General features: G+C 71.9%; 22 protein-coding genes. 11 read left to right on the top strand and 11 right to left on the bottom strand.

Going from position 1 to position 23523, the window contains the following annotated elements; genetic code table 11:
• Positions 1-233 precede the first annotated feature (233 nt).
• Entirely contained in the window at positions 234-1400 is a 1167-nt protein-coding gene (locus tag ACRWK7_RS34680; protein WP_431862341.1) for a serine hydrolase domain-containing protein, read from the top strand.
• 4 nt (positions 1401-1404) lie between these two features.
• Here the strand turns inward: ACRWK7_RS34680 and ACRWK7_RS34675 are convergent, their stop codons facing one another.
• Together ACRWK7_RS34675 and ACRWK7_RS34670 are read right to left on the bottom strand one after the other, a co-directional pair.
• Complete coding sequence (locus ACRWK7_RS34675) at positions 1405-1830, bottom strand: nuclear transport factor 2 family protein (RefSeq protein WP_431862339.1); 426 nt, start codon at positions 1828-1830, stop codon at positions 1405-1407.
• A gap of 56 nt (positions 1831-1886) precedes the next feature.
• A complete protein-coding gene (locus tag ACRWK7_RS34670; RefSeq protein WP_431862337.1) occupies positions 1887-3455 on the bottom strand; it encodes an FAD-dependent oxidoreductase in 1569 nt (522 codons plus the stop codon).
• A gap of 118 nt (positions 3456-3573) precedes the next feature.
• On the opposite strand from ACRWK7_RS34670, the gene ACRWK7_RS34665 reads away from it, so the two are divergent.
• The 3 genes from ACRWK7_RS34665 to ACRWK7_RS34655 are packed head-to-tail and all read left to right on the top strand — an operon-like array spanning position 3574 to position 6365.
• Entirely contained in the window at positions 3574-5238 is a 1665-nt protein-coding gene (locus ACRWK7_RS34665; protein WP_431862471.1) for an NAD+ synthase, read from the top strand.
• A 7-nt stretch (positions 5239-5245) separates the two neighbouring features.
• Positions 5246-6016, top strand: coding sequence for a hypothetical protein (locus ACRWK7_RS34660; RefSeq protein ID WP_431862335.1), 771 nt, complete (start codon positions 5246-5248; stop codon positions 6014-6016).
• Positions 6006-6365, top strand: coding sequence for a hypothetical protein (locus ACRWK7_RS34655; protein ID WP_431862333.1), 360 nt, complete (start codon positions 6006-6008; stop codon positions 6363-6365). The genes ACRWK7_RS34660 and ACRWK7_RS34655 overlap by 11 nt, the downstream gene beginning before the upstream one ends.
• Positions 6366-6375: 10 nt before the next feature.
• Here ACRWK7_RS34655 and ACRWK7_RS34650 read toward each other — a convergent pair whose 3' ends face one another.
• Positions 6376-6651, bottom strand: a complete 276-nt coding sequence (locus tag ACRWK7_RS34650; RefSeq protein WP_431862332.1) for a hypothetical protein — start codon at positions 6649-6651, stop codon at positions 6376-6378.
• A 211-nt stretch (positions 6652-6862) separates the two neighbouring features.
• Here ACRWK7_RS34650 and ACRWK7_RS34645 point away from each other — a divergent pair, with 211 nt between their 5' ends.
• Positions 6863-8026 (top strand): phosphoserine transaminase, encoded by a 1164-nt coding sequence (locus ACRWK7_RS34645; RefSeq protein WP_431862330.1) that lies wholly within the window; start codon positions 6863-6865, stop codon positions 8024-8026.
• Positions 8027-8176: 150 nt separating this feature from the next.
• The gene (gene serA / locus ACRWK7_RS34640; protein WP_431862328.1) at positions 8177-9754 is read left to right on the top strand and encodes a phosphoglycerate dehydrogenase; all 1578 of its coding nucleotides are present in this window, start codon (positions 8177-8179) and stop codon (positions 9752-9754) included.
• A 124-nt stretch (positions 9755-9878) separates the two neighbouring features.
• On the opposite strand, the gene ACRWK7_RS34635 is transcribed toward serA, so the two are convergent.
• From ACRWK7_RS34635 to ipdC, 4 genes are all read right to left on the bottom strand, one after another.
• Positions 9879-11072, bottom strand: coding sequence for a methyl-accepting chemotaxis protein (locus ACRWK7_RS34635; protein ID WP_431862326.1), 1194 nt, complete (start codon positions 11070-11072; stop codon positions 9879-9881).
• 223 nt (positions 11073-11295) lie between these two features.
• Complete coding sequence (locus ACRWK7_RS34630) at positions 11296-11856, bottom strand: hypothetical protein (protein WP_431862325.1); 561 nt, start codon at positions 11854-11856, stop codon at positions 11296-11298.
• A gap of 100 nt (positions 11857-11956) precedes the next feature.
• Positions 11957-12631, bottom strand: coding sequence for an isoprenoid biosynthesis glyoxalase ElbB (gene elbB / locus ACRWK7_RS34625; RefSeq protein WP_431862323.1), 675 nt, complete (start codon positions 12629-12631; stop codon positions 11957-11959).
• 192 nt (positions 12632-12823) lie between these two features.
• Entirely contained in the window at positions 12824-14449 is a 1626-nt protein-coding gene (gene ipdC, locus ACRWK7_RS34620) for an indolepyruvate/phenylpyruvate decarboxylase (protein WP_431862321.1), read from the bottom strand.
• Between the two features lie 174 nt (positions 14450-14623).
• Here ipdC and gltX point away from each other — a divergent pair, with 174 nt between their 5' ends.
• From gltX to ACRWK7_RS34605, 3 genes are all read left to right on the top strand, one after another.
• Positions 14624-15967: a glutamate--tRNA ligase gene (gene gltX / locus ACRWK7_RS34615; protein WP_431862319.1), complete on the top strand. Its 1344-nt coding sequence runs from the start codon at positions 14624-14626 to the stop codon at positions 15965-15967.
• A 16-nt stretch (positions 15968-15983) separates the two neighbouring features.
• Positions 15984-17357, top strand: coding sequence for a cysteine--tRNA ligase (cysS, locus tag ACRWK7_RS34610; RefSeq protein WP_431862317.1), 1374 nt, complete (start codon positions 15984-15986; stop codon positions 17355-17357).
• A gap of 113 nt (positions 17358-17470) precedes the next feature.
• Positions 17471-17938, top strand: a complete 468-nt coding sequence (locus tag ACRWK7_RS34605; RefSeq protein ID WP_431862316.1) for a preQ0 transporter — start codon at positions 17471-17473, stop codon at positions 17936-17938.
• Here ACRWK7_RS34605 and ACRWK7_RS34600 read toward each other — a convergent pair.
• Both ACRWK7_RS34600 and ACRWK7_RS34595 read right to left on the bottom strand, forming a co-directional pair.
• Positions 17935-19080 (bottom strand): MFS transporter, encoded by a 1146-nt coding sequence (locus tag ACRWK7_RS34600; RefSeq protein WP_431862314.1) that lies wholly within the window; start codon positions 19078-19080, stop codon positions 17935-17937. The genes ACRWK7_RS34605 and ACRWK7_RS34600 overlap by 4 nt on opposite strands.
• 110 nt (positions 19081-19190) lie before the next feature.
• Entirely contained in the window at positions 19191-19784 is a 594-nt protein-coding gene (locus tag ACRWK7_RS34595) for a cysteine hydrolase family protein (protein WP_431862312.1), read from the bottom strand.
• Positions 19785-19863: 79 nt separating this feature from the next.
• Between ACRWK7_RS34595 and ACRWK7_RS34590 the strand changes: the two genes are divergently transcribed.
• Both ACRWK7_RS34590 and ACRWK7_RS34585 read left to right on the top strand, forming a co-directional pair.
• Complete coding sequence (locus ACRWK7_RS34590; protein WP_431862310.1) at positions 19864-20733, top strand: LysR family transcriptional regulator; 870 nt, start codon at positions 19864-19866, stop codon at positions 20731-20733.
• Between the two features lie 289 nt (positions 20734-21022).
• Positions 21023-21271: a hypothetical protein gene (locus tag ACRWK7_RS34585; RefSeq protein ID WP_431862308.1), complete on the top strand. Its 249-nt coding sequence runs from the start codon at positions 21023-21025 to the stop codon at positions 21269-21271.
• Between the two features lie 17 nt (positions 21272-21288).
• Here the strand turns inward: ACRWK7_RS34585 and ACRWK7_RS34580 are convergent, their stop codons facing one another.
• Positions 21289-23088, bottom strand: a complete 1800-nt coding sequence (locus ACRWK7_RS34580; protein WP_431862306.1) for a CHASE domain-containing protein — start codon at positions 23086-23088, stop codon at positions 21289-21291.
• Positions 23088-23474, bottom strand: a complete 387-nt coding sequence (locus ACRWK7_RS34575) for a response regulator (protein WP_431862304.1) — start codon at positions 23472-23474, stop codon at positions 23088-23090. The genes ACRWK7_RS34580 and ACRWK7_RS34575 overlap by 1 nt, the downstream gene beginning before the upstream one ends.
• Between the last annotated feature and the right edge of the window lie 49 nt (positions 23475-23523).

Genomic DNA, 23523 nt, shown 5'->3' with positions numbered 1-23523 from the left:
GGGGATGACGAAAGAAGAATGGCGTCCCGGCCGTTCCGCGAACTGGTCTAGCCGCCCATCCCCCGCCTGTCCAGGGACCTGAGCGGCTGGGCGAAAAGGGCTACCCGCCACCCCGCCCGGGAGGTGCGTCGACCGGTGCGCCGCGCGCTGTGGAGGGATCGCCCGACGCGTGAATCCCGGCGGCCCCCGCGGCTCCCCACTGTCCACCAGCGACCCAGGACGGGAGCTGTGGAATGCGGGCGGCGGCGATGGGATTCGGGCTTGCGCTGGCGGCTTCGGTGGGCTTGGCGCCCGCGGCGTCGGCGGTCAACCTGGAACGGCCCCAGGGACGGGTCCAGGAGGTCATGGACCGCGCCGCCCTGGCGCGGCTGGCCGAGGCGGGGGCCACCGGGGGCGGGCTGGTGGTCGGCGTGATCCAGCAGGGACGCGCGCTGGTCACCGGCTACGGCAGCATCGGACGGCGCGGCGGCCCGCGGCCGGACGGCCGGACGGTCTTCCAGATCGCCTCGCTGACCAAGCCGTTCACCGGCACCATCCTGGCCGAGCTGATCCGCGCCGGCGCGGTGGCCGCCACCGACCCGCTCGACCGCCACCTGCGCCAGACGCCGCACGTGCCGGCCTACGAGGGGCGGCCGATCCGGCTGGTCGATCTGGCGACGCACACCGCCGGCCTGCCCAACGTGCCGGAGACGCCGAACTTCTCCTGGTCGCGCCTGGAGGACCCGCGCAACCCCTACAAGCCGCTCACCCCGGCCGAGGTGGACGCGTGGCTGTCCGGCTACGAGCTGCCGGTGCCGCCGGGCACGCGCTTCCGCTATTCCAACGTCGGCATGGCGGTGCTGGGCGAGGCGTTGTCCACCGCCGCCGGCACCAGCTACGAGGAGCTGCTGAAGCGCATCGTCACCGAGCGCTTCGGCCTGCGGGACACCACCTTCCGCCTCAGCGCCGAGCAGCGCGTCCGCAAGGCGGTCGGCCACGCCCAGGGCTCGGAGGTGCCGGACTGGGAGGCGCCGGCCATGCTGCCCTCGTTCGGCCTGTACTCGACCGCCGACGACCTGCTGAAGTGGCTGCGCGTCAACATGGGCGACTGCCCCGGCGGCTGCGGCGCCGACACCGTGGGCACGCTGGCGCTGGCGCAGACCGTGCAGGTCCAGGGCCCCTCGCTGGTCGATCCCGGCAGCCTGGGGCACGGGGCGATGGCGCTGGGCTGGTTCGTGGCGTGGGCGCGCGACGGCACGCCGATCTACTGGCACTCGGGCGCCACGGGCGGCTTCAACGCCTACATGGCGGTGTCGCGGGCGCACCGGTGGGCGGTGGTGGCGCTGACCAACACCGACCCGGAGCGCACCGTCGCCGACAAGGTCGCCATCGACGTGCTGCGGACTTTCGAGGGGAACTGACCGCTCAGTGCAGCCGCCGCGCCGGGGTGGGACCACGCTCGGCGGCGGGGGCGAGCGGCCCGGCCTGATGGTGCACGAGGCGCCAGCCGCCCTCCTCGCGGGCGAACAGGTTGGAGGCGGCGCAGACGGTGCCCGGCATCACCTCCTCGCACAGCACCAGCGCGGTGTCGCCCAGCATCACCACCTGCTCGTTGCGCGGATGGAGCGAGGGCGGCTGCGGCCCGGCGAGCAGCGCCCGCCAGCTGTCCATCACCGCCTCGCGCCCCATCAGCAGCGTCCAGCCCGGATGCAGGCAGGCCACCGGCAGGTGCCGCGCCCACAGCGCGTCCATGGCGGCGAAGTCCAGGCTGGCGAAGGCACGGTAGAAGGCTTGGTTGAGCGCCAGGACGGCGTCGCCATCCGTCGTTTGGGCGGTCATTTGGGCGGTCATGCGGGCGGATCCTCCATTGTCCTGCATGGTGTCGGATCGACGCCATTCCCGCAAGCTCACTTACCCTTCCCGTGCACCTCCTGCTCGACCTTGGCCAGCGCCGAGGTCGCCGGGCCGTTCAGCACCGCACCGTCGCAGGCGAAGCGGGAGCCGTGGCAGGGGCAGTCCCAGGTCTTCTCGCCGGGGTTCCATTCCACCGTGCACTTCAGGTGCGGGCAGACCGCCGACATCCGGTGCAGCGCCCCCTGCTCGTCGCGGTAGACCGCCATCGGCCGGCCGAAGGTCTTCATGATCGCCCCCTCGCCGGGCTTGATCCGGTCCTCGGAGTCCACGTCGGACGGGCCGAAGGCGGCGCGCGCCAGATGCCTGGCGGCGTCGAGGTTCTCGCGCAGGTAGGTGCCCAGCTTGCGGATCATCTTGCGCGAGGGGTCGTAGAGCGTCGCCCAGGGGTGGTCATGGCCGTGCACCAGTTCGCACAGCATCAGGCCGGCCAGCGTGCCGTGCGTCATGCCCATGCCGCTGTCGCCGGTGACGACGAACACGCGCCCCCAGTACGCCGGGTCGCGGCCGATGAAGGCGAGGCCGTCGAACGGCTCCATCACCTGCCCGGACCAGCGGTACAGCACCTCGCCGGCCATCGGGAAATGCTCGCGCGTCCAGGCCTCCAGCCGGGCGTAGCGCAGGTCCATGTCGTCGGCCTCGCCGGTCTTGTGGTCCTCGCCGCCGACGATGAGCACGGCGTGGTCCGCCTCCGGCTGGAGGCGGACATAGTGATAGGCGTCCAGGTCGTCCCACCACAGCGCGGCCGGCAGCGCGTCGCGCGCCACCTTCAGGCCGATGGCGTAGGTGCGGTAGGGCGCCTGCTTGGAATGGATGGTGACGCGGTCGCTGATCGGCGCGTTGGTGGCGACCACCACCGCCCTGGCCTCGAATGCTCGTGCCGGGGCGCCGTCGCCCTGGATGTGCACGCGCACCCCGTCGGTGGTCTCCTCCAGCGTGGTGACGTGCGCGTCGGTGGCCAGCGTGCCGCCGCGCCTGCGGAACGCCTCGACCAGCCCGTTCAGGTACTTCAGCGGGTGGAACATGCCCTGGTCGGGGAAGCGCAGCGCCGGGCCGGGGTGCGCGATGCCCGGCGCGTGGTCGTGCTTCTCGACGCCGGTCAGACCGGCGCGGTGCGCGGCCTGCAGTTCCTTGTCCAGGTCGGCCGGGTCCTGGCCGGGGGCGGCCATCAGCCAGCCGTCCAGGCGGGTGAAATCGCAGGCGATCCCCTCCTCGCGGCAGATCCGCTCTATGGCGTCGATGGCCGTGCCGTGGCTTTCGGCGGCGAGGCGCGCGCCGTCCCGGCCGTGCAGGCGCTCGATCTCGGTGAATCGGTCGTCGATGGCGTTGGAGAGGTGGGCGGTGGTGCGCCCGGTCTCGCCGTCGCCCGGCGCGCCGTCGTCGAGCAGCAGCACCGTCTTGCCCGAGCGCTGCAGGAAATAGGCGACGCTGACCCCGGCGATGCCGGCCCCGACCACGATCACATCGGGCACCACGTCGGGCTGCACGCTCTGTGGATCGGCGGTACCCTGCGGAGTCGCCGCCGTCGCCATCCACACCGACGTGGTCGAGCCGGAACCCTGCATGGCCTGCCTCCTGCTGTTGCTCTCCAGCAAACAGCTCCGGTCGAGGCGGGTTCCGGGCCTTTCGCGGCGCCGCGCCGGCTGCTAGGCTCCCGTCTCCTCCGGGAACGGAACGAAGATGATGACCGACCGCCTGTCCATCGCGCTCGCCCAGATCAACCCGACCATGGGCGCCATCCCCGCCAACATCGACCGCATCCGCACCGCGCGGGCCGAAGCGGCGGCGCGGGGCGCCGACCTCGTGGTGTTCACCGAGCTGGTGGTCTGCGGCTACCCGCCGGAAGACCTGGTCCTAAAGCCCTTCTTCCTCGACACGGTGGAGCGCGCGGTGACGGAGTTCGCCGCGGAGACCGCCGACGGCGGCCCCGCCGTGCTGGTGGGCGCGCCCTGGCGCGACGGCGGCCGGACCTACAACGCGGCGCTGCTGCTGGACGGCGGCAAGGTGGCGGCGGTGCGCTACAAGCACGACCTGCCGAACTACGGCGTCTTCGACGAGAAGCGCGTCTTCGCCTCCGGCCCGCTGCCGGGGCCGATCAATGTCCGCGGCGTGCGGCTGGGTGTGATGGTCTGCGAGGACATGTGGACCCCCGACGCCGCCGAGACGCTGGTCGAGACCGGCGCGGAGATCCTCGTCGTCCCGAACGGCAGCCCCTACGAGGCCGACAAGCTCGACCGCCGGCTCCAGCTCGCCGTGCAGCGGGTGACCGAGACCGGGCTGCCGCTGCTCTACGTCAACCAGGTGGGCGGCCAGGACGAGCTGGTGTTCGACGGCGCCTCCTTCGCGCTGGACGGCGACCGCACCCTCAAGGCGCAGGCGCCGAGCTTCGTCGAGCACCTGCTGCTCACCCGCTGGGAACGCGGGGCGGACGACCGCTGGACCTGCGCCGAGGGCGAGACCGCCCAGCCCGCCGAGGGGCTGGCCGGCGTCTACGAGGCGCTGGTGCTGGGCCTCAAGGACTACGTCAACAAGAACCGCTTCCCCGGCGTGATCCTCGGCATGTCCGGCGGCATCGACTCGGCGCTGTCCGCGGCCATCGCGGTGGACGCGCTGGGGCCGGACCGCGTGCACTGCGTGATGATGCCCTCGCCCTACACCTCGCAGGACAGCCTGGACGACGCGGCCGAGGCGGCGGAGCTGCTGGGCTGCCGCATCGACACCATCCCCATCGTGCCGGCGATGGAGGCGTTCGCCCACATGCTCGCCCCGGCCTTCGCCGGCCGCGACCCCGACATCACGGAAGAGAACATCCAGGCCCGCGCCCGCGGCATGACGCTGATGGCGCTGTCCAACAAGTTCGGCGCCATGGTGCTGTCCACCGGCAACAAGTCGGAGCTGTCGGTGGGCTACTCCACGCTGTACGGCGACATGTGCGGCGGCTACGCCATCCTCAAGGACGTCTACAAGATGACGGTGTACGGCCTGTGCCGCTGGCGCAACGAACACCTGCCGCCGAACGCCCGGGGGCCGGCCGGCCGCGTGGTGCCGGAGCGCATCCTGACCAAGGCCCCCACCGCCGAGCTGCGCCCCGACCAGAAGGACCAGGACACGCTGCCGCCCTACGAGGTGCTGGACGACATCCTGGAATGCCTGGTGGAGCGGGACCTGGGCATCGCCGAGATCGTCGACCGCGGCCACGCGGCGGAGACGGTGAACAAGGTCTGGCGCATGCTGCATCTGGCCGAATACAAGCGCCGGCAGGCGCCGCCGGGGGTGAAGATCACGCGGCGGATCTTCAACCGCGACCGCCGCTACCCGATCACCAACGGCTTCACCAGCGTCGTGTGAGGCGGCCATGACCCAACCGCTCCGTGCCTCCGACATCGCCGCCGTCATGCGCCCGCCCGAGGCGCTGCGCGCGCTGCCGGACTTCGTCCCCGGCGTCCTGACGCCGGACCGCCTGGCCGACCTCAAGCGCCGCGCCGACGCCGCGCGCGCCTACGCGGTGAGCGTCCACGAGTGGGCCGGCCGCGTCGAGTGGACCGCCGCCCGGATCGCCGCCGAGGCGGCGCCCGACGCCGTGCTGCCGCTGGAGCGCACGGCGATCACCCTGCTGTGGATGGCGCGCAGCGCCGAGGGCACGCTCGGCCCGCTGGTGGAGCGCTGCGCCGAGCTGCGCGGCCGCATCGCCGAAACGGCGACGGAGGAGGAGTGGGCGCAGTGGACCGGCTTCCTGGAGCTGGGCATCCCCGCCCTCCAGCGCGTCATCGACACCGCCAACGACGCCAGCCGCCGGGCCTTCTCGGCGCTCTACAAGGCGGCCCCGGCACTGTACCCGCGCGGCATCGGCGACCTCGACCCGGAGCGCCTGCGCGACGAGCGCGCGGTCTACGTCTACCAGGCGTTCGTGGCCCAGGAACTCGGCCTGGAGAGCGAGCCGATGGGGCAGTCGTTTGGCGACGACCTGTTCCGCGTGCTCGGCATCCGCGTGCCGCCCGGCACCGACAAGCCGCACCGCGTCTACCGTGCCGCGCTCGACCGCGTGCACGCCCGCGTGCGCGAGGCCGGACCCGAGTTCGCCGGCCGCATCGGCTTTGAATTCCTGCGGGGACCCCATGCGTCCTGAAGACCTGATCGCCGCCGCCGAATCCCTGCTGGCGGGCACCCCGGGCGAGGCGCAGTGCCGCTTGGCGGCGCAGGCCTGCTACACCGCGGCGCTGCACATGGCGGCGCCGCACGTCGGCGTCGATGTCGGCCGCGACCCGGTGCGCCACGCCAAGGTGCGCACGGCGATGCGGACCTCCCGCTTCACCGGCACGCCGCCGACGCACATCCTGGTGCTGGCCAACTACTTCGAGGATCTGGCCCGCCTGCGCCAGCACGCCGAGTACTGGCCGGACCAGCCCTTCGACGCCGACCACGCCGACCAGGCGCTGGAGTGGATGCGCGGGGTGCTGGCTGCGGTGGGGCGGTGACGGGCGCGTGTCAGCGGCGCAAGGCGGCGTGGGGCACGTGGGGCTGCACGGGGGGCTGCGATCCGGGCAGCTGCCCGCGCTCGCGCCAATAACGCAGCCGCAGCCTGGGCGCGATGAACCAGGAGAGCGGAAGCGCGATCACGGTGCTCACGCCCACCACCCAGGGCATCAGGGTCATGGCGAGTTCCGAGAGCGGCGTCGCCAGCACCAGCACAACCCCGACGCCGAAAAGGACGGCCTGAACCATCATGAAAACGAGCGCTGCGATTCCGATGCGAATGCCCATTACGTCCTTCCACAGCGATTATCCCCTGCAAGGGGTGATGTAGGGCAAACAGCCGCCCGACCGGCGTGTTCCCTTGCGCCGGCGTGTCCCACGCGGCATCCCGCCTCAGGCTCCCCGGTTCCCGTCCGTTGACGGACCCCCGCTCCCGCACCTATCGTCGCTGCGGGCCGCGACCGCCCACCCGGTCGCACAGCAACGAAGGAAGCGCTCCATGAAGCCGACCGTCCGGCCGACCGTTCCCAACTTCTCCTCGGGTCCCTGCGCCAAGCGTCCGGGCTGGTCGCTGGACGCGCTGAAGGGCGCCTGCCTCGGCCGTTCGCACCGCTCGAAGCCGGGCAAGGCCAAGCTGCAGCAGGTCATCGACCTGTCCAAGGAGATCCTGGGCATCCCCGCCGACTACCGCCTGGGCATCGTGCCGGCCTCCGACACCGGTGCGGTCGAGATGGCGCTGTGGTCGCTGCTGGGCGCGCGGCCGGTCGACGTGCTGGTGTGGGAGAGCTTCAGCAAGGACTGGGGCACCGACATCGCCAAGCAGCTGAAGCTCGACGCCCGCCTGATCCAGGCCGGCTACGGCGAGATCCCCGACCTCGGCCAAGTCGATTGGAACCGCGACGTGGTCTTCGCCTGGAACGGCACCACCTCGGGCGTGCGCGTGCCGAACGGCGACTGGATCCCGGCCGACCGCCAGGGCCTCGCCATCTGCGACGCCACCTCGGCGGCGTTCGCCATGGACCTGCCGTGGGACAAGCTCGACGTCGTCACCTGGTCCTGGCAGAAGGTGCTGGGCGGCGAGGCGGCGCACGGCATGCTGGTGCTGAGCCCGCGCGCCGTGGAGCGGCTGGAGAGCTTCAAGCCGGCGTGGCCGATGCCGAAGATCTTCCGCATGACCAAGGACGGCAAGCTCAACGAGGGCATCTTCAAGGGCGACACCATCAACACGCCGTCCATGCTGGCGGTCGAGGACGCCATCGACGGCCTGCAGTGGGCGAAGTCGGTCGGCGGCCTGAAGGCGCTTGTCGAGCGCTCGGAAGGCAACCTGAAGAAGATCGCCGACTGGCAGGCGAAGAGCGGCAACTGGGCGGCGTTCCTGGCGAAGGACCCGGCCATCCGCTCCTGCACCTCGATCTGCCTGACCATCGCCGACCCGGCGGTCACCGCGCTGGACGCGGGGGCCCAGGCCGACTTCGCCAAGAAGCTGGCGTCGCTGCTGGAGAAGGAAGGCGTGGCCTACGACATCGCGGCCTACCGCGACGCGCCGGCCGGCCTGCGCATCTGGGGCGGCGCCACCGTCGAGGGCAGCGACATCGACGCGCTGCTGCCCTGGCTCGACTGGGCGTTCGCCACGGCGAAGGCCGAGATCACGGCGGCGGCGTAAGCGCGCACAGATTGCCCCCTCCCTAACCCTCCCCCGCCTCCGGCGGTGGAGGGAACTCCGCTGCTCAGCCCCCTCCACCGCGTCAGCGGGGGAGGGATGGGGAGGGGGCCTCTGACCTGGCATACCCATACAATTTCGGGGGAAACTCACATGCCCAAGGTCCTGATTTCCGACAAGCTGTCCGACCGCGCCGTCGAGATCTTCCGCGAGCGCGGCGTCGAGGTGGACGTCCGTCCCGGCCTGTCCGCCGACGACTTGAAGACCATCATCGGCGACTACGACGGCCTCGCCATCCGCTCGGCCACCAAGGTGACCAGGGATCTGCTGGCCGCGGCGACCAACCTGAAGGTCGTCGGCCGTGCCGGCATCGGCGTCGACAACGTGGACGTGCCGGCCGCCACCCAGCGCGGTGTGGTCGTCATGAACACGCCGTTCGGCAACTCCATCACCACGGCCGAGCACGCCATCGCGCTGCTGTTCGCCGTCGCCCGCGACATCCCGCAGGCCAACGCCTCCACCCACGCCGGCAAGTGGGAGAAGAACCGCTTCATGGGCGTCGAGGTGTCCGGCAAGACGCTGGGCCTGATCGGCGCCGGCAACATCGGCTCCATCGTCGCCGATCGGGCGCAGGGGCTGAAGATGAAGGTGGTCGCCTACGACCCGTTCCTGTCGCACGAGCGCGCCACCGCGCTGGGCGTCGAGAAGGTCGAGCTGGACGAGCTGCTGGCGCGCGCCGACTTCATCACGCTGCACACGCCGCTGACCGAGCAGACGAAGAACATCCTCGACGCCAGGGCGCTGGCCAAGTGCAAGAAGGGTGTCCGCATCGTCAACTGCGCCCGCGGCGGCCTGATCGTCGAGGCCGACCTGAAGGCGGCCATCGAATCCGGCCACGTCGCCGGCGTGGCGCTCGACGTGTTCGCGACGGAGCCGGCCAAGGACAACGCCCTGTTCGGCATGGAGCAGGTGATCTGCACCCCGCACCTCGGCGCCTCCACCTCGGAAGCGCAGGAGAACGTGGCGCTCCAGGTGGCCGAGCAGATGTCGGACTACCTGATGACCGGCGCCGTGGTGAACGCGCTGAACATGCCCTCGGTCTCGGCCGAGGACGCGCCGAAGCTGAAGCCCTACATGCGGCTGGCCGAGCAGCTGGGCAGCTTCGCCGGGCAGATCACCCAGTCCGGCCTGCGCTCCATCACCGTGGAGTACGAGGGCCACGTGGCCGAGCTGAACACCAAGCCGCTGACCGCGCTGGTGGTCATGGGCCTGCTGTCGCCGCTGCTGGACAGCGTCAACATGGTCAACGCCCCGGTGATCGCGCGCGAGCGCAACATCGACATCGCTGAGACCAAGCGCGACCGGGCTGGCGACTACCACACGCTGATCCGCGTGACGGTGGTCAGCGAGCAGCGCAGCCGCACGCTGACCGGCTCGCTGTTCGGCGGCGACAAGCCGCGCCTCGTCGGCATCGACGAGGTGCCGGTGGAGGCCGAGCTGTCCACCCACATGCTGTACATCCGCAACGAGGACAAGCCGGGCTTCATCGGCCGGCTGGGCGCGACGCTGGGCGACGCCGGCGTCAACATCGCGTCCTTCCACCTCGGCCGCACGGCGCCGGGCGACAACGCCATCGCGCTGGTCTCGGTGGACCAGCCGGTCGCCGACGACCTGCTGGCGACCATCGCCGCGCTGCCCAGCGTGGTGCAGGCGAAGGTGCTGCGGTTCTAAAGGAGGCGTTTCCGCGCTGGGCCCCCCTCCCAACCTCCCCCCACTTCGCGGGGGGGAGGAATAAGCCCTCCCCCGCGAAGTGGGGGGAGGATTTGGGTGGGGGGCCGACGCGGCAGCTTCCGCCCTACGCCGCCCGCTCCAGCGGCCTCAACCCCGCCACCAGCCGCCGGAACGTCTCGGCGAACGCCGGGGCGTCGGACGCCGGCACCGTGAAGGTCAGGTGCGCCCGGCCGTCCTCGATGCGCTTCACCGTCGCCGGGATCGCCCGTTCCATCCCCCGCACGCTCAATTGCACCGCGCTCCCTGGGCTCAGCCCCGCGATGTCGCCCGCCACCTGGGCGCCGCCCTCCGAGGCGTTCTCCACCGTCACCGCGCTCTGCCGGGCGCCGACCGCCAGCGTGCCCGGCCGGTTCAGCGGATAGCGCGGCAGGCGGCGGCGGTTGACCTCCGGCGTGGCGGTGCGCACCGCCTCGATCACCACGTGGCGCAGCTGGTCGATGCTCTGCGCCACCATGCCGGACAGGCTGTTCACCTGCGTCGCCCGCTCGCCGGTCACCGACGCCTCGGCGGAGACCTGGGCGATGCGCTCCGCCACCTCCTGCGCGGCTTCCGAGGTCTGCGCCACGGTGCGGGCGATCTCGCTGGTCGCCGCCCCCTGCTGGTCGATGGCGGTGGCGATGGTGGTCGATACCGTCTCGACGTTGCGGATGGCGCCGGTGATGGCGCGCACCGCCTCCACCGTTTCCGCCGTGGTGGTCTGGATCTCGGTGATCTGGCTGGCGATCTCGTCGGTCGCCCTGGCGGTCTGGGTGGCGAGGCTCTTCACCTCCGAGGCGACGACGGCGAAGCCCTTGCCCGCTTCGCCGGCGCGCGCCGCCTCCATGTCGCGCGTCGCCAGCGTCGGCAGCAGCCGTCCTTCGAGCGCCTCCCAGAAGCGCATGACGTGGGCGTGCGAGGTGCGGGTCAGCGTGTCGCGCAGCGCCGGCTCGAAGTCCTGCGCCAGCCAGTAGTCGTGGCGCTCGTCGTATTCCTTGCGCAGCTTGGCCAGCCGGGCGCGGTGCGCCTCGACCGAGGCCGGGTCGTTCATCGCCAGAGTCGCCTCGAGGTAGGACTCGATGACGTACTCCGGCGGCGGCAGGATGTCGGCGATCAGGTCCTTGCCGAAAATGATGCGCTGGTAGATCGGGCCGCCGACCTTCAGCTCGTTGATGGCGACGTTGCCGGCGGCGCCCGCGGCCAGGAAGCTGAGCGTAAGCAGGATGCCGAACCAGTTCACCAGACCGGCAATCGTCGGACGCTTCCACACGCGGTTCGTCATCGTCGGATCCATTGTTTGGCGCACGAACCGACGATACCGCATGTCGCGAAAATTTCAAATTCGCGCTCTTTTGTATCGCGTAAGGCTGCAAAACGCGCCACAAGATGTACGAAAATTAGTCATCGTCTGCACAACGCATCATCATGCTGCCGCTTTCCTGGGCGAACGCGCCGTCAAGCCCCGGAGGCACTGGCAGTGCCGCAACCGCAAGTGATTCGCCGGATCAGGGCGCGCGCGCTTCCTGGGTGCGCCAGCGCACCGCCCAGACGGAGCGCTGGATGTCGGCGTCGCTGACCTCGTGGCCGACCGCCGGGCAGTACCAGCCGTCGAAGTAGGCGCGGTTGTCGGACTCCTGCCAGTGCCAGTAGCCGCACTGCCGTTCCACGCCGTCCTTGGCGATGGTCACCTTCATGGTCTCGACCGGGCCGAAGTCGGAGCGCACGGTCGGCCCGTCGGCCACCGTGATCATCGCCCAGGCGCGGAAGGCCAGCTTGTGGCGGAAGCTCTCCACAAGCGTGTAGGACGGGAAGCCGCGGTGTTCGGTCTGGTAGGTGGCGGTGAACACCGGCCCCGTCTCGGCCAGCGAGCCGAAGCGCAACCAGTCGGACTGCGCGGTGCGAGCGATGTCGTCGGGAATGCGGACGCTGACCGCCGGCGGTTGGCCGGCGAAGGCGGGGTGCTTCGCGGTGATGCGCACCCGGGACGCATCCACCGCGTACCAGTCCGCGGCCACCGCCGGAGCGGTGGCGAGGACGAGGATCGCAAGGAAGAGCGTGCGCGCCATGCTGCCCTCCGCGGCCGGGGGACCGCTTCATTAGGGAAGCATGCTACGGGCGGGATCCCGCCGGGTAAATTCCGCCCGGCGGGGTAAAACCCGTGGCCGATCAGGCCGAACGGACGAGCCCGATCAGCGCGTCCACCGCGTTGGCCGCACCATCGGCGATCTGCGCAACGGACGCGTCCAGCATATAACAGGGCGCGGTCACCACCTTGTGCGCCTTGTCCACCACCACCTCGCAGTGCGTGGTGGTGCGGTGCTTGGCGCCCAGCGTCTCCAGCGCCTGGGCGGTGCCGGCGTCGGAGCCGATGGTCAGTTCCACCCCCTCCGTGCCCAGCAGCTTGGCGAGGATCGCCGGGGCGATGCACAGCGCGCCGATCGGCTTGCCGGCCTGGACCATGGCGCGCACCGCCTTTTCGACGTCCGGGTTCACCGTGCAGTCCGGGCCCTGGAAAGCGAAGCTGGAGAGGTTCTTGGCCGCGCCGAAGCCGCCGGGGAAGATCAGCGCGTCGACGTCGCCGGCCTGGAATTGGGCAAGGTCGGTGATCTTGCCGCGGGCGATGCGGGCGGATTCCACCAGCACGTTGCGGGTCTCGCCCGTTTCCTGGCCGGTGGTGTGGTCGATGACGTGCGCCTGGGCGACGTTGGGGGCGTAGCACACGGCCTCCGCCCCCGCCCGGTCGATGGCGATCAGCGTGCACACCGCCTCGTGGATCTCGGCGCCGTCATAGACGCCGCAGCCCGACAGCACCACGCCGATCCGCAGCTTGTCGTTCGCCATGCTCGGTTCCTCCTCATGTCATTGCTTTTAAGCCCCTCTCCCTTGACGGGAGAGGGGTTTGGGGAGAGGGGGGAGGCCGCCGGCAGGCGGCGGACATGGTTCGTGGCCGGCATTCACCGGCGCCACCCTCTCCCCAACCCCTCTCCCGTCAAGGGAGAGGGGCTGTACGGTAGCGCAAGCCTGCGACCGCTTCTACTCCGCGGGCTTCTTGTGCAGGCGCTTCTGGCCCTTGACGAAGCGGGCCAGCGTGTCGGACAGCACGCCGCGCGGGATCATCGCCTCGATCAGCTGGAAGCGCCCGCGCGTCTCCCACGCCGTGTCGAGCGCGGCGCCCAGCTCGGCCCGCGTCTGCACGCGCATGCCGTCGCCGCCCAGGCTCTTCGCCATGTCGGCGTAGTGCCAGTCGTCGAGGTTGTTGAAGTCCGACTCCGGCTGGAAGGTGCGCAGCATCTCCCAACTGGCGTTGTTGAACAGGATGACGATGGGATCGAGGCCGAAGCGCCGCGCGTTGCCCAGCTCCCACCCCGTCATCTGGAAGGCGCCGTCGCCGACCAGGATCAGCATCCGCTTGCCCGTCGCCGCCTGCGCGCCCAGCCCGGCCGGCACGCCGAAGCCCATGCCCGCATAGTACCCCGGCGCCATCAGCCCGTCGTCGCGGATGTCCATGGCGGTGAACAGGCAGTCGCCGATGTCCGAGGCGATCATCAGGTCGCCGTGCCGCGCCGCCATGTCGTTGACGCCGCAGGCGATGTCCATCGGGCCGATGGGCTGCGCGTCGCGGATCAGGCCGGTCGGGCAGGCGCGGCCCTGCGTCTCCGCCACGCGGTCGCTGGCCGGCAAACGCTCCAGCAACGCGTCCACCAGCCGGTCGAGCGGGATGTCGCGGTAGCTGTGGTAGCCCAGCGTCACCTCGCGGTCGAAGGCGTGGATGGTCTTGCGCAGGTCGAGCTTGCGCTCCGACACCGCGAAGTTTGTGTCGGACAGCAGGGTGCCCAGCAGGAACAGCCCGTCCGACTCCTCGACCAGCTTGGTGATCGCCGGATCGCCGGCGACGCCCAGGTAGGTGCCGCGCGGCGGCCACGGCTTGCCGGACAGCAGGCCGCGCCCCATGAACGAGGTCACCACCGGCACGCCCAGCCGGCGCGCCAGCTCCGCCACCTTGTCCTCCAGGCCGTAGCGGCGCACCTCGACGCACACCATCAGCACCGGCGACGTCGCCTTGCGCAGCTGCGCCAGCACCTCGTCGGCGCAGGCGGCCAGCGCGTCGCCGTCCACCGGCAGCACCGGGTCGGGGCCGACGGGTTCGACCTCGCGGTTCACCATGTCGCGCGGCAGCTCCAGGTAGACCGGGCGCTGCAGCGCCTGCGCGGCGCCCAGCACGCGGGCGATCTCGGCGGGTGCTGTGGCGGGATCGTCCAGGCGCGCCTGCGCCACGGTGATCTCCTGGAAGACGCGGTATTGGGTGTCCAGCGTCTTGCCCTGGTGGTGCAGCAGCAGCCCGCCGCCCTCGCCGGCGCCGGGCGCGCCGGAGATCACCACCACCGGCGACTTCTCGGCGTAGGCGCCGGCCACCGCGTTGACCATGTTCAGCGCACCCGCGCCGTAGGTGACGGCCGCCACGCCCAGCGTGGTGCCGGCGCGCGCCGCCGCGTCCGCCGCGAAGCCGACCGCCGGCTCGTGGCTCAGCGTCACCAGCGGCAGGATCTTCGTCTCTTCCATGACCTTGAAGAACGGCAGGGCGAAATCGCCCGGAATGCCGAACACCGTCTGCGCGCCGCGGTCCTTCAGCGCGTGCAGCAAAGCCTCTGCGAGCCTCATTGTCTCCAGTTCCCTTCGGTTCTTATGCGTTTCCCCCGCGGGCGGCAGATTGGCCGAGGCGATGGGGGTGCACAATGCTCTGGATCAAGTCGCGGAGCGTATGGAGCCCTCTCGCGCCTCCGCCTGTTCCATGCTATCCCGACACCCCCCTGTTCCCGTGTCAGGCGCCCCGCCATGTCCGTCGCCGTCCGTTTCGCTCCGTCGCCCACCGGGTTGCTGCACGTCGGCAACGTGCGCCTGGCGCTGGTCAACTGGCTGTTCGCCCGCAAGGCCGGCGGCTCGTTCCTGCTGCGCATGGACGACACCGACGAGGAGCGCTCGAAGCCCGAGTACGCCCAGGGGATCGAGGCGGACCTGACGTGGCTCGGCCTGGGCTGGGACCGCTTCGCGCGGGAGAGCGACCGTTACGCCCGCTACGACGAGGCGGCGGACACGCTGAAGGCCGCCGGGCGGCTGTACCCCTGCTACGAGACCGCCGAGGAGCTGTCGCTGAAGCGCGCCAGCCTGCTGTCGCAGGGCCGGCCGCCGATCTACGACCGCTCGGCGCTGCGGCTGACCGACGCCGACCGCGCCCGCCTGGAAGGTGAGGGCCGCAAACCGCACTGGCGCTTCAAGCTGGAGCACGCGCCCGTGGAGTGGACCGACCTCGTGCGCGGGCCGGTGCATTTCGAGGGCGCGGCGCTGTCCGACCCGGTGCTGATCCGCGAGGACGGGCGGCCGCTCTACACGCTGACCTCGGTGGTGGACGACGCCGACTTCGCCATCACCCACGTCATCCGCGGCGAGGACCACGTCGCCAACACCGCCGTGCAGATCCAGATCTGGCAGGCGCTGGGCGCCGCTGTGCCGACCTTCGCGCACCTGCCGCTGCTGACCGACGCGGGCGGGCAGGGGCTGTCGAAGCGCCTCGGCAGCCTGTCCGTGACGTCGCTCCGCGAGGAGGAGGGCATCCAGCCGATGGCGCTGGCCAGCCTGCTCGCCAAGCTCGGCACCTCCGACGCCATCGAGCCGCGGCTGACCCTGGACGAACTGGTCGCCGAGTTCGCCATGGAGAAGGTCTCGCGCGCCACGCCGAAGTTCGACCTGGAGGAGCTGAAGCGCCTCAACGCCCGCCTGCTGCACGCCACCCCGTTCGAGGATGTCCGCGCCGACCTCGACGCGCGCGGCTTCCACGGCGTGGACGCGGCGTTCTGGGAAGCGGTGCGGCCGAACCTGGAGACGCTGGCCGACGTCGCCGCGTGGTGGAGCGTCACGCACGCCCCGGTCGCCCCGCTGGTCGAGGACGCCGCCTTCACGAAGGCCGCCGCCGGCCTGCTGCCGGAGGAGCCGTGGGACGCCGCGACCTGGAGCGCCTGGACCGGCGCGGTGAAGCAGGCCACCGGCCGCAAGGGGAAGGAGCTGTTCCACCCCCTGCGCCTCGCGCTCACCGGGCGGGAGCATGGACCGGAGTTGAAGAACCTGCTACCCCTGATTGGCCGCGCGCGCGCCGTGCGCCGGCTCTCCGGTGAGACCGCCTGAAGACGCAGGAAAAACCATGCCGCTCGACCTGTACAACACGCTGAACCGCCGCAAGGAGCGTTTCGAGCCGCTGTCGCCGGACAGCGTCGGCATGTACGTGTGCGGCCCCACGGTGTACGACACGGCGCACATCGGCAACGCCCGGCCGGTGGTGGTGTTCGACGTGCTGTACCGGCTGCTGAAGCGCCTGTACCCATCGGTGACGTACGTCCGCAACATCACCGACGTGGACGACAAGATCATCGACCGGTCCCGCGAGTCCGGCGAATCCATCGCGGATCTTACCGAGCGTACGGCCCGCCTGTACCACGAGGACATGGGCGCCCTGAACGCGCTGCGCCCCGACATCGAGCCGCGCGCCACGCAGCACATCGGCCAGATGATCGCCATCATCCAGCGCCTGATCGACGCCGGCCACGCGTACGCCGCCGAGGGGCACGTCCTCTTCTCGGTGCCGTCGATGTCGGAGTACGGCCAGCTCTCCCGCCGCTCCATCGACGAGCTGATCGCCGGCGCCCGCGTCGACGTGGCGCCCTACAAGCGCGACCCGCAGGACTTCGTGCTGTGGAAGCCCAGCGCCGAGGGTGTGCCGGGCTGGGACTCGCCCTGGGGCCGCGGCCGGCCGGGGTGGCACATCGAGTGCTCGGCCATGGCGAAGGAGCACCTGGGCGTCACCTTCGACATCCACGGCGGCGGGCTGGACCTGATCTTCCCGCACCATGAGAACGAGATCGCGCAGAGCCGCTGCGCGCACGACGGCGCGCATCTCGCCCGCTACTGGGTGCACAACGGCTTCGTCACGGTCGAGGGCGAGAAGATGTCCAAGTCACTGGGCAACTTCTTCACCGTGCACGACCTGCTGGACGAGTTCCCCGGCGAGGCGATCCGCCTGACGCTGCTGTCCGCCCACTACCGCCAGCCGCTCGACTTCACCCGCGACGGCCTGCGCGCGGCCAAGGCGACGCTGGACCGCTGGTACGGGGCGCTGCGCGGCGACCCGGAGCCGCTGGAACAGGATCTGCCCTTCGACATGCTGGCGGCGCTGGAGGACGACCTCAACACGCCGCTCGCCATCGCGCACCTGCACGAGTTCGCCGCGGCGGTCCACAAGGCCGAGGCGCCGGCCAACAAGGCGATGGCGAAGGGCGGACTGCTGGCCGCCGGCCGCGCGCTGGGCCTGCTGGAGCAGGACCCGGAGGCGTGGTTCCGCTGGGCGCCCAAGGGCGCCGCGCAGCTCGCCGACGCGGAGATCGAGCAGCTGATCGCCGACCGCAAGGCGGCGCGGGCTGCCAAGAACTTCGCCGAGGCCGACCGCATCCGCAAGCACCTGCTCGACCAGGGCATCGTGCTGGAGGACGGGCCGCAGGGGACGACCTGGAAGCGGGGCTGACTTCCTCCGCCCATCCGTGTTAAAGCAGGCGCCGGGGCGCCCGCGTTCAGGCGGGTCTGCCCCGGTTTCGTGTCTGCGCGCCCGCGTTCAGGCGGGTGGCATCGGAGGATTCCATGATCTGGCTCGCCGCCTACATCGGCAGCGTGGTTGCCATCAACTACGCCTTCAGCATGGCCCCGCACCTGGACCTCGTCTGGTCCTGCTGGGTCGGTTTCATCTTCATCCTGCGCGACATGGTGCAAGTGCGCTTCGGGCACTGGTCGCTGGCCGCCATGGCCGTGGGCAGCGTGCTGTCCTACCTGCTGGCCGACCCGTTCGTGGCGCTGGCCAGCGTCGCCGCCTTCGCGGCGTCGGAGACCATCGACTGGGCGGTCTTCACCGTCACCAAACGCCCGCTGCGCGACCGCCTGTGGCTGAGCGCCGCGCTGTCGGTGCCGGCCGACACGGCGATCTTCTTCGGCATGATCGGCGTCTGGTCGCCCGCCGTGTGGACCGCCAGCATCGCCTCCAAGCTGGCTGGCGTGAGCGCGGTCTGGCTGCTGATGCGCGCCCGCGAGGGCCGGGGGTACGCGGCGGCCTAAGCCGACCCGGACGCGCGCAGTTCGGGCATCGGGCGCGTCCCGACCACGGCGGCCGAGGCGACGATGCACGCCATGGCCGCCGGCAGCAGGAAGCGTCCGGTGCCCAGGTGCGTCATCGCCCAGCCGGCCAGCACCGGCCCGACGCTGGCCCCGGCGGCGTTCAGCAGCAGAAGCAGGCTGTTGGCGCCCAGCCGCTCGTCGGCGCGCACCGCGTCGTTCACGCAGCCCGACGCCAGCGGGTACAGCGTGAACGCCGACGCCCCCAGCAGCACCCCGCCCATGCACAGCGCCAGCAGGTCGCCGGCCGGCGCCAGCGCCAGCACCACCGTCGCCCCGGCGGTGGCGGCCAGCGCCGCGGTCAGCCAGCGCTCGCGGTGCCCCTGGTCGGCGCCGCGCCCCACCGGGCCGAGCGCCACCACGCCGCCCAGCATCGCCGCCGCCATGAACGGCCCCGAGGCCGACGCCCCGCCGCCCACCGCCGCGGCGTAGAGCGGCCCCAGCCCGTAGAAGGCGCCAAGCAGCAGCCCGCCGCACAGGCTGCTGGCGTATGCCGCCGGCGCGCGCGCCAGCAGGCGCGCCCAGGGCGTGCGGGCACCGACGCGCGCCGGCAGCGCCGCCGCGCCGAGCACGGGCAGCGCGGCCAGCAACGGCAGGGGCACGACGACGACCAGCCACGCCATGCCGGCCGGCCCGGCGAACCCGGCCATGGACGTGCCCACCGCCTGCGCCGCGTAGTACGCGACGAGGTAGGCGGCCATCAGCCGCCCGCGCGTGGCGGCGTCGGCGAGGTCGTTGAGCCGACTCTCCACCAGCACGAAATAGCCGGACGCGGCGACGCCCGCGGCGAAGCGCAGCGCCATCCAGGCCGGCACGCCGTCGCTCGCCGCCAGCCCCGCGGTGCCGAGCGCGATGGTCAGGGCGAACAGCAGCGCGGCGCGTGGCACGCCCAGGCGGGCGATCACCCGTCCGGCCGCCGGTGCCCCGGCCAGCGCCCCGGCGAAGTGCGCCGAGGCGATGGCCGCCGCCGCCGTGGCGTCGCCGGCGGCGAGCGGCAGCAGCGTCGCGGTGAAGCCGGTGCACAGCACCATCGCCACGACGGAGGCGAGCAGCGGCAGCGTGGCGCGCGGGGCAGGGAGGGGCATGGGACGCTCCGGTCCGGGTCGATACCGGAGCGCGTTGTACTCCTGATGCTTTTATGGTGAAGAAAGCATAAATGCGCAGAAGTTGGGGCGGGAAAGGGACGGCAAGCGGCTCACCACGCCCGGTGATCCGCCACCACCACCGCGAACCGGTCCGCCAGCGCGGCGAGGTTGGCGCGGTGCACCGCCGCGGCCGGGATCACCCCGCCCAACGGGTCGGGCAGGGCGCGCGTCGCGGTGGCGCCGGCCACCAGGGTGACCCGCCAGCCCAGGTCGAACGCCGCCCGCACGGAGGACGAGACGCACATGTGCGTCATGAACCCGGCGACGATCAGCTCGCTGCGCCCGGTCGCCGTCAGCCGCTCGTGCAGGTCGGTGCCGGCGAAGGCGTTGGGCAGGCGCTTGACCACCGTCGCCTCGCCGTACAGCGGCTCCAGGCCGGGGATGACGCCGCTCATCGGCCCTTCCGGGTCGAACAGGCCGCCGGCCTTGCCGTGCTGGACGATGTGGAACACCGGCACGCCTTCGCGGCGCGCCAGCGCCAGCAGGGCGCCGACCTCGGCCGCGGCGGCGTCGATGCCATCCAGCGGCAGCCGGCCCTCGGTGTATTCCTTCTGGTGGTCGATCACCACCAGCGCCGCGCGGTCGAGAGGGCTGGGGTGGAGCGGCGCGCCGGCCAGGGCGAGCAGGGTGCGGGGGTCGGTCATGGTGTCCTCCGGAGCGGGATGGTCGGTGCGCGCATCGTCGCCTGTTCAATCCCGCGCCAACATTCGCTAAGATCGCGCCATGGCTGTGCAAAAACGAACATCGGGGCTGGATTGGGAGGACCTGCGCGTCTTCGTGGCGCTGGCGCGGACCGGCAGCCTGTCGGCGGCGGCGCGCAGCCTGCGGGTCAGCCACGCCACCGTCGGGCGGCGGGTGGCGGACCTGGAGGCGGCGGTGGGCGCGGTGCTGGTCGACCGGCGCGCCGACGGGTACGCGCTGACCGCCGAGGGGCAGGCGGTGCTCGACCTCGCCGCGGGAATGGACGAGCGGGCGCAGGCGATCCTGCGCCGGGCCGGGCGCGGCGGCGGGCTGACCGGCACGGTGCGGCTGACCGCCACCGAGATGCTGGGCGAGCGCTTCCTGGTGCCGCGCCTCGCCGCCTTCCGCCGCCGCCATCCCGGGATCGACCTGGAGGTGATGACCGACCCGCGCTCGCTCAGCCTGGCGCGGCGCGAGGCCGACGTGGCGATCCGGCTGGCGCGGCCGGAGGCGGGGGAGCTGGTCGCCCGCCGCCTCGCCGCCATCGGCTACGGCCTGTACGCCGCCGAGGGCGCGGCCGACGCGGTGATCGGCTACGACGACTCCCTGGCGCACCTGCCGGAGATGCGCTGGCTGGCCCGCCACGCCGCCGGCTGCCGGGTGGCGTTTCGGGCCAACAGCCTCTCGACGCAGCTCGCCGCGGCGCGGGCCGGATTCGGGCGGGCGCTGCTGCCGCGCTGGCTGGCGGCGGCGGAGCCGGAGCTGCGGCCGCTCGCCCCGCCGGCCCCGACGCCGGAGCGCGAGGCGTGGCTGGTGGTGCACCGCGACCTGCGCGACGTGCCGCGCGTCCGCGCCCTGCTCGACCACATGACCGCGGTGTTCGAAACGGAGCGGGCGCTGCTGGCCGGCTGACCTACGCCCTTCGCCGGAGGGGTTGGCGGACGGCGGGGGGCGCCTCGGTCACGCCGCCGACTTGCCGCGTTCGGGGCGATGCTTATGTGGATTCCAGGGACGGTGCGCGGATCCCGGGCAGGGAGCTTCGGATTCGGGCAAGGGATCCAATGCGGATCCCGCGTGTTGGTGAGGGAAGAGGTACCGCGGCGGAGCCGCCGGCCCCGAGGTGGTGCCGCTGTTGCAGTGCGGCATGACCCGGGCACGGTCCGCGCCGCGGAGTGACGACGAACCAGTGGAGTGTCGACGCATGTGGGATCTGCTGTTGGCGGGCGCCGCCTGGTACCTGTGTGGTGTGGTCGGGTTCCTGTACTGGTGGACAGAGGATTTCCAGGCCGACGCGCGCGCCGTCGCCGAGGCGCTGGTGTTCGGCCTGATGGGCCCGGTCACCGTGTTCGCCGGCTGGCTGATCCACCGCGTCCTGCTGGCCGGGGAGCCGCACGAGCTGAAGCCGATCCGCATCCGCACGGACGACGACCGCCGCCGTCCCCGCCGCTGACCGGTCACGCCGATCCCTCAGGCGATGCGCCGTTCCGGCATCGCCTCGGCCGCCGTCCGGGATGCGGCCGGGATCTCCACGCTGAAGACCGCGCCGCGGCCCGGACGCGAGCGCACCCCGATCCGGTAGCCGAGCAGGCGCGTCAGCCGCGCCACCGTCGCCAGGCCGAGTCCCAGGCCCTTGCTGCGGTCCCGCTCGGGATTGTCGACCTGGTAGAAGTCCTCGAAGATCAGGTGCAGGCGTTCGCGCGGGATGCCGGGGCCGGTGTCCTGCACCTTGATGACCGCTCCCCCCTGCCGCGGCCGGCAGGCCAGCAGGATGCATCCCGACTCCGTGTATTTCAGCGCGTTGTGCAGCAGGTTGCGCACGATGCGTTCCAGCATCGCCGGGTCGGTGTCGATGCTGAGGCGGTCCAGGTGCACGCGCAGTTCCAGCCCCTTCGCCTCGGCCTCGACGTGCAGCTCGCGCGCGATGCGGCCGAGGAAGGCGTCGAGGTCGATCGGGCGCAGGACCGGCTTCGCCGCGCCGGTTTCCAGCGCCGCGATGTCCATGAGCGCCGTCAGCATGCGTTGCGCCGCGTCGAAGCCGTCGCGGGCGCCGTCCACCAGCCGGCGCATCGAGGTCGCCGCCGCGTGCTCGGAGATCAGGTGCAGGTAGATGCCCAGCGTCTGCATGGGCTGGCGCAGGTCGTGGCTGGCCGCGGCCAGAAAGCGGGACTTGGCGGCGTTGGCGTGTTCCGCCTCGGCGCGGGCACGGGCCGCCGCGTCGTAGCTGCGGCGCAGCTCGGCGGCGCGGCCGCGCTCGGCCAGCAGCGAGCGGGTCACCGCCACCAGCAGCACGCTGATCAGCAGCCCGGCCACCAGGACCGCCACCGGCGCGCGCCGGTCCACCGACGCCTCGAAGCCGGGGGTGGCGCGGACGTCCACCGTCCAGGAGCGGCCGAAGATCTCCACCGCGGTGACCAGCTGGCGCGTGCCCGCCGCCTCCGTCGGCGCGTCGTAGAGCAGCGTCGCCGGATCCGCGGTGGCGCCGTCGTGGATGCGGACGTCCAGGTATTCCTGCCGTTGCCCGGTCATCAGCGGGTCCATCAGGTCGCTCATGCGGAACGGGCTGTAGACGAAGCCGCGGATGGCGCGCCGCCGGTCCCCGACGCTGTCCAGCGGCAGGGCGCGGTCGTAGACCGGCAGGTAGATCAGGAAACCGGCCTGCTCGTCCACGCCGGTCTCCTGCACCAGCCGGACCCTGCCGCTGGCGGCGGTCTGGCCGGTGTCGCGCGCCCGTTCCATGGCGGTGCGGCGCACCGGGTCGGAGAACATGTCGTAGCCGAAGGCGCGCAGGTTGCGGCCGCTGAACGGCTCCAGGTAGACGATGGGGAAGTAGGCGTCGCGCGGCGTGTCCGGCTGCACACGGTAGTCGGGGAAGCCCTCGGCGCGCACGGTGATCTCGTGCGCGGCGATCTCGTCCGGGGCCACGCGCTCGGCGAAGCCGATGCCCTGGATGCCGGGATAGCGCTCCTCCACGCGCAACGACGCCACGTAGGCGCGCCACGTGGCGCGGGTGACCAGCGCGCCGCCGGCGTCCATCAGCGCCACGCCGCCGCGCAGGATCTGCTCGTAGTTGTCCATGCGCTCGACGATGGCGGCGGCGAGGTCGCGCGCCTGGGCGCGGAAGCGCGCGTCGGCCTGCCGGTTCGCCTGCTGGTGCAGCAGCCACGCCGCCAGCGCGGTCAGCGTCAGGCCGAGCGCCAGCACCAGCACCGCCTCCCAGGACGGCGGCCGGTGGTCGGTCCGCGGCGGGTCCGGCAGAGGCGCCGCCATCACGCCCCCGGCTGGATCGCGCGGGCGAGGACGGCCTGCAGGTGCGGCGGCGGCACCGGCTTCTGCAGCACCGTGACGCCGGACGCCCGCGCCTCGCGCAGGCCGTCGGTGCTGGTGTCGCCGGTGATGATGATGCTGGGGATCTCGATGCCGACCATGGCGCGGATGCGGCGGATCGCCTCGACGCCGGTCTTCCCCTCGCGCAGGCGGTAGTCGGCGACGATGGCCTGCGGCGGCTCCCCGGCGGCGGAGAGCTTGTCCACCGCCTCGCGCTCGCTCTCGGCCGCGAGCACGCGGTAGCCCCACGCCTCGAGGAGGACGTTGAGCGCGCTCAGGACCGTGGTTTCGTCGTCGATGATGATGATCAGGGCGCCGGCTCCCCGCATGTCAGGGCATCTCGCCCACACTGCCTCTAACATAGGCAGGGGGGCGGAG

The sequence above is a fragment of the Azospirillum sp. genome (assembly GCF_050789165.1).
Note: the sequence above shows the minus strand (reverse complement) of the source record. Positions and strands in the feature narration are given on the sequence as shown.

What these genes read in the sequence shown, in the direction of transcription:
- ACRWK7_RS34680 (WP_431862341.1), top strand. Translation starts at nt 234, where the DNA reads ATGCGGGCGGCGGCGATGGGATTCGGGCTTGCGCTGGCGGCTTCGGTG.
- ACRWK7_RS34675 (WP_431862339.1), bottom strand. Translation starts at nt 1,830, where the DNA reads ATGACCGCCCAAATGACCGCCCAAACGACGGATGGCGACGCCGTCCTG.
- ACRWK7_RS34670 (WP_431862337.1), bottom strand. Translation starts at nt 3,455, where the DNA reads ATGCAGGGTTCCGGCTCGACCACGTCGGTGTGGATGGCGACGGCGGCG.
- ACRWK7_RS34665 (WP_431862471.1), top strand. Translation starts at nt 3,574, where the DNA reads ATGACCGACCGCCTGTCCATCGCGCTCGCCCAGATCAACCCGACCATG.
- ACRWK7_RS34660 (WP_431862335.1), top strand. Translation starts at nt 5,246, where the DNA reads ATGACCCAACCGCTCCGTGCCTCCGACATCGCCGCCGTCATGCGCCCG.
- ACRWK7_RS34655 (WP_431862333.1), top strand. Translation starts at nt 6,006, where the DNA reads ATGCGTCCTGAAGACCTGATCGCCGCCGCCGAATCCCTGCTGGCGGGC.
- ACRWK7_RS34650 (WP_431862332.1), bottom strand. Translation starts at nt 6,651, where the DNA reads ATGGGCATTCGCATCGGAATCGCAGCGCTCGTTTTCATGATGGTTCAG.
- ACRWK7_RS34645 (WP_431862330.1), top strand. Translation starts at nt 6,863, where the DNA reads ATGAAGCCGACCGTCCGGCCGACCGTTCCCAACTTCTCCTCGGGTCCC.
- serA (WP_431862328.1), top strand. Translation starts at nt 8,177, where the DNA reads ATGCCCAAGGTCCTGATTTCCGACAAGCTGTCCGACCGCGCCGTCGAG.
- ACRWK7_RS34635 (WP_431862326.1), bottom strand. Translation starts at nt 11,072, where the DNA reads ATGACGAACCGCGTGTGGAAGCGTCCGACGATTGCCGGTCTGGTGAAC.
- ACRWK7_RS34630 (WP_431862325.1), bottom strand. Translation starts at nt 11,856, where the DNA reads ATGGCGCGCACGCTCTTCCTTGCGATCCTCGTCCTCGCCACCGCTCCG.
- elbB (WP_431862323.1), bottom strand. Translation starts at nt 12,631, where the DNA reads ATGGCGAACGACAAGCTGCGGATCGGCGTGGTGCTGTCGGGCTGCGGC.
- ipdC (WP_431862321.1), bottom strand. Translation starts at nt 14,449, where the DNA reads ATGAGGCTCGCAGAGGCTTTGCTGCACGCGCTGAAGGACCGCGGCGCG.
- gltX (WP_431862319.1), top strand. Translation starts at nt 14,624, where the DNA reads ATGTCCGTCGCCGTCCGTTTCGCTCCGTCGCCCACCGGGTTGCTGCAC.
- cysS (WP_431862317.1), top strand. Translation starts at nt 15,984, where the DNA reads ATGCCGCTCGACCTGTACAACACGCTGAACCGCCGCAAGGAGCGTTTC.
- ACRWK7_RS34605 (WP_431862316.1), top strand. Translation starts at nt 17,471, where the DNA reads ATGATCTGGCTCGCCGCCTACATCGGCAGCGTGGTTGCCATCAACTAC.
- ACRWK7_RS34600 (WP_431862314.1), bottom strand. Translation starts at nt 19,080, where the DNA reads ATGCCCCTCCCTGCCCCGCGCGCCACGCTGCCGCTGCTCGCCTCCGTC.
- ACRWK7_RS34595 (WP_431862312.1), bottom strand. Translation starts at nt 19,784, where the DNA reads ATGACCGACCCCCGCACCCTGCTCGCCCTGGCCGGCGCGCCGCTCCAC.
- ACRWK7_RS34590 (WP_431862310.1), top strand. Translation starts at nt 19,864, where the DNA reads ATGGCTGTGCAAAAACGAACATCGGGGCTGGATTGGGAGGACCTGCGC.
- ACRWK7_RS34585 (WP_431862308.1), top strand. Translation starts at nt 21,023, where the DNA reads ATGTGGGATCTGCTGTTGGCGGGCGCCGCCTGGTACCTGTGTGGTGTG.
- ACRWK7_RS34580 (WP_431862306.1), bottom strand. Translation starts at nt 23,088, where the DNA reads ATGGCGGCGCCTCTGCCGGACCCGCCGCGGACCGACCACCGGCCGCCG.
- ACRWK7_RS34575 (WP_431862304.1), bottom strand. Translation starts at nt 23,474, where the DNA reads ATGCGGGGAGCCGGCGCCCTGATCATCATCATCGACGACGAAACCACG.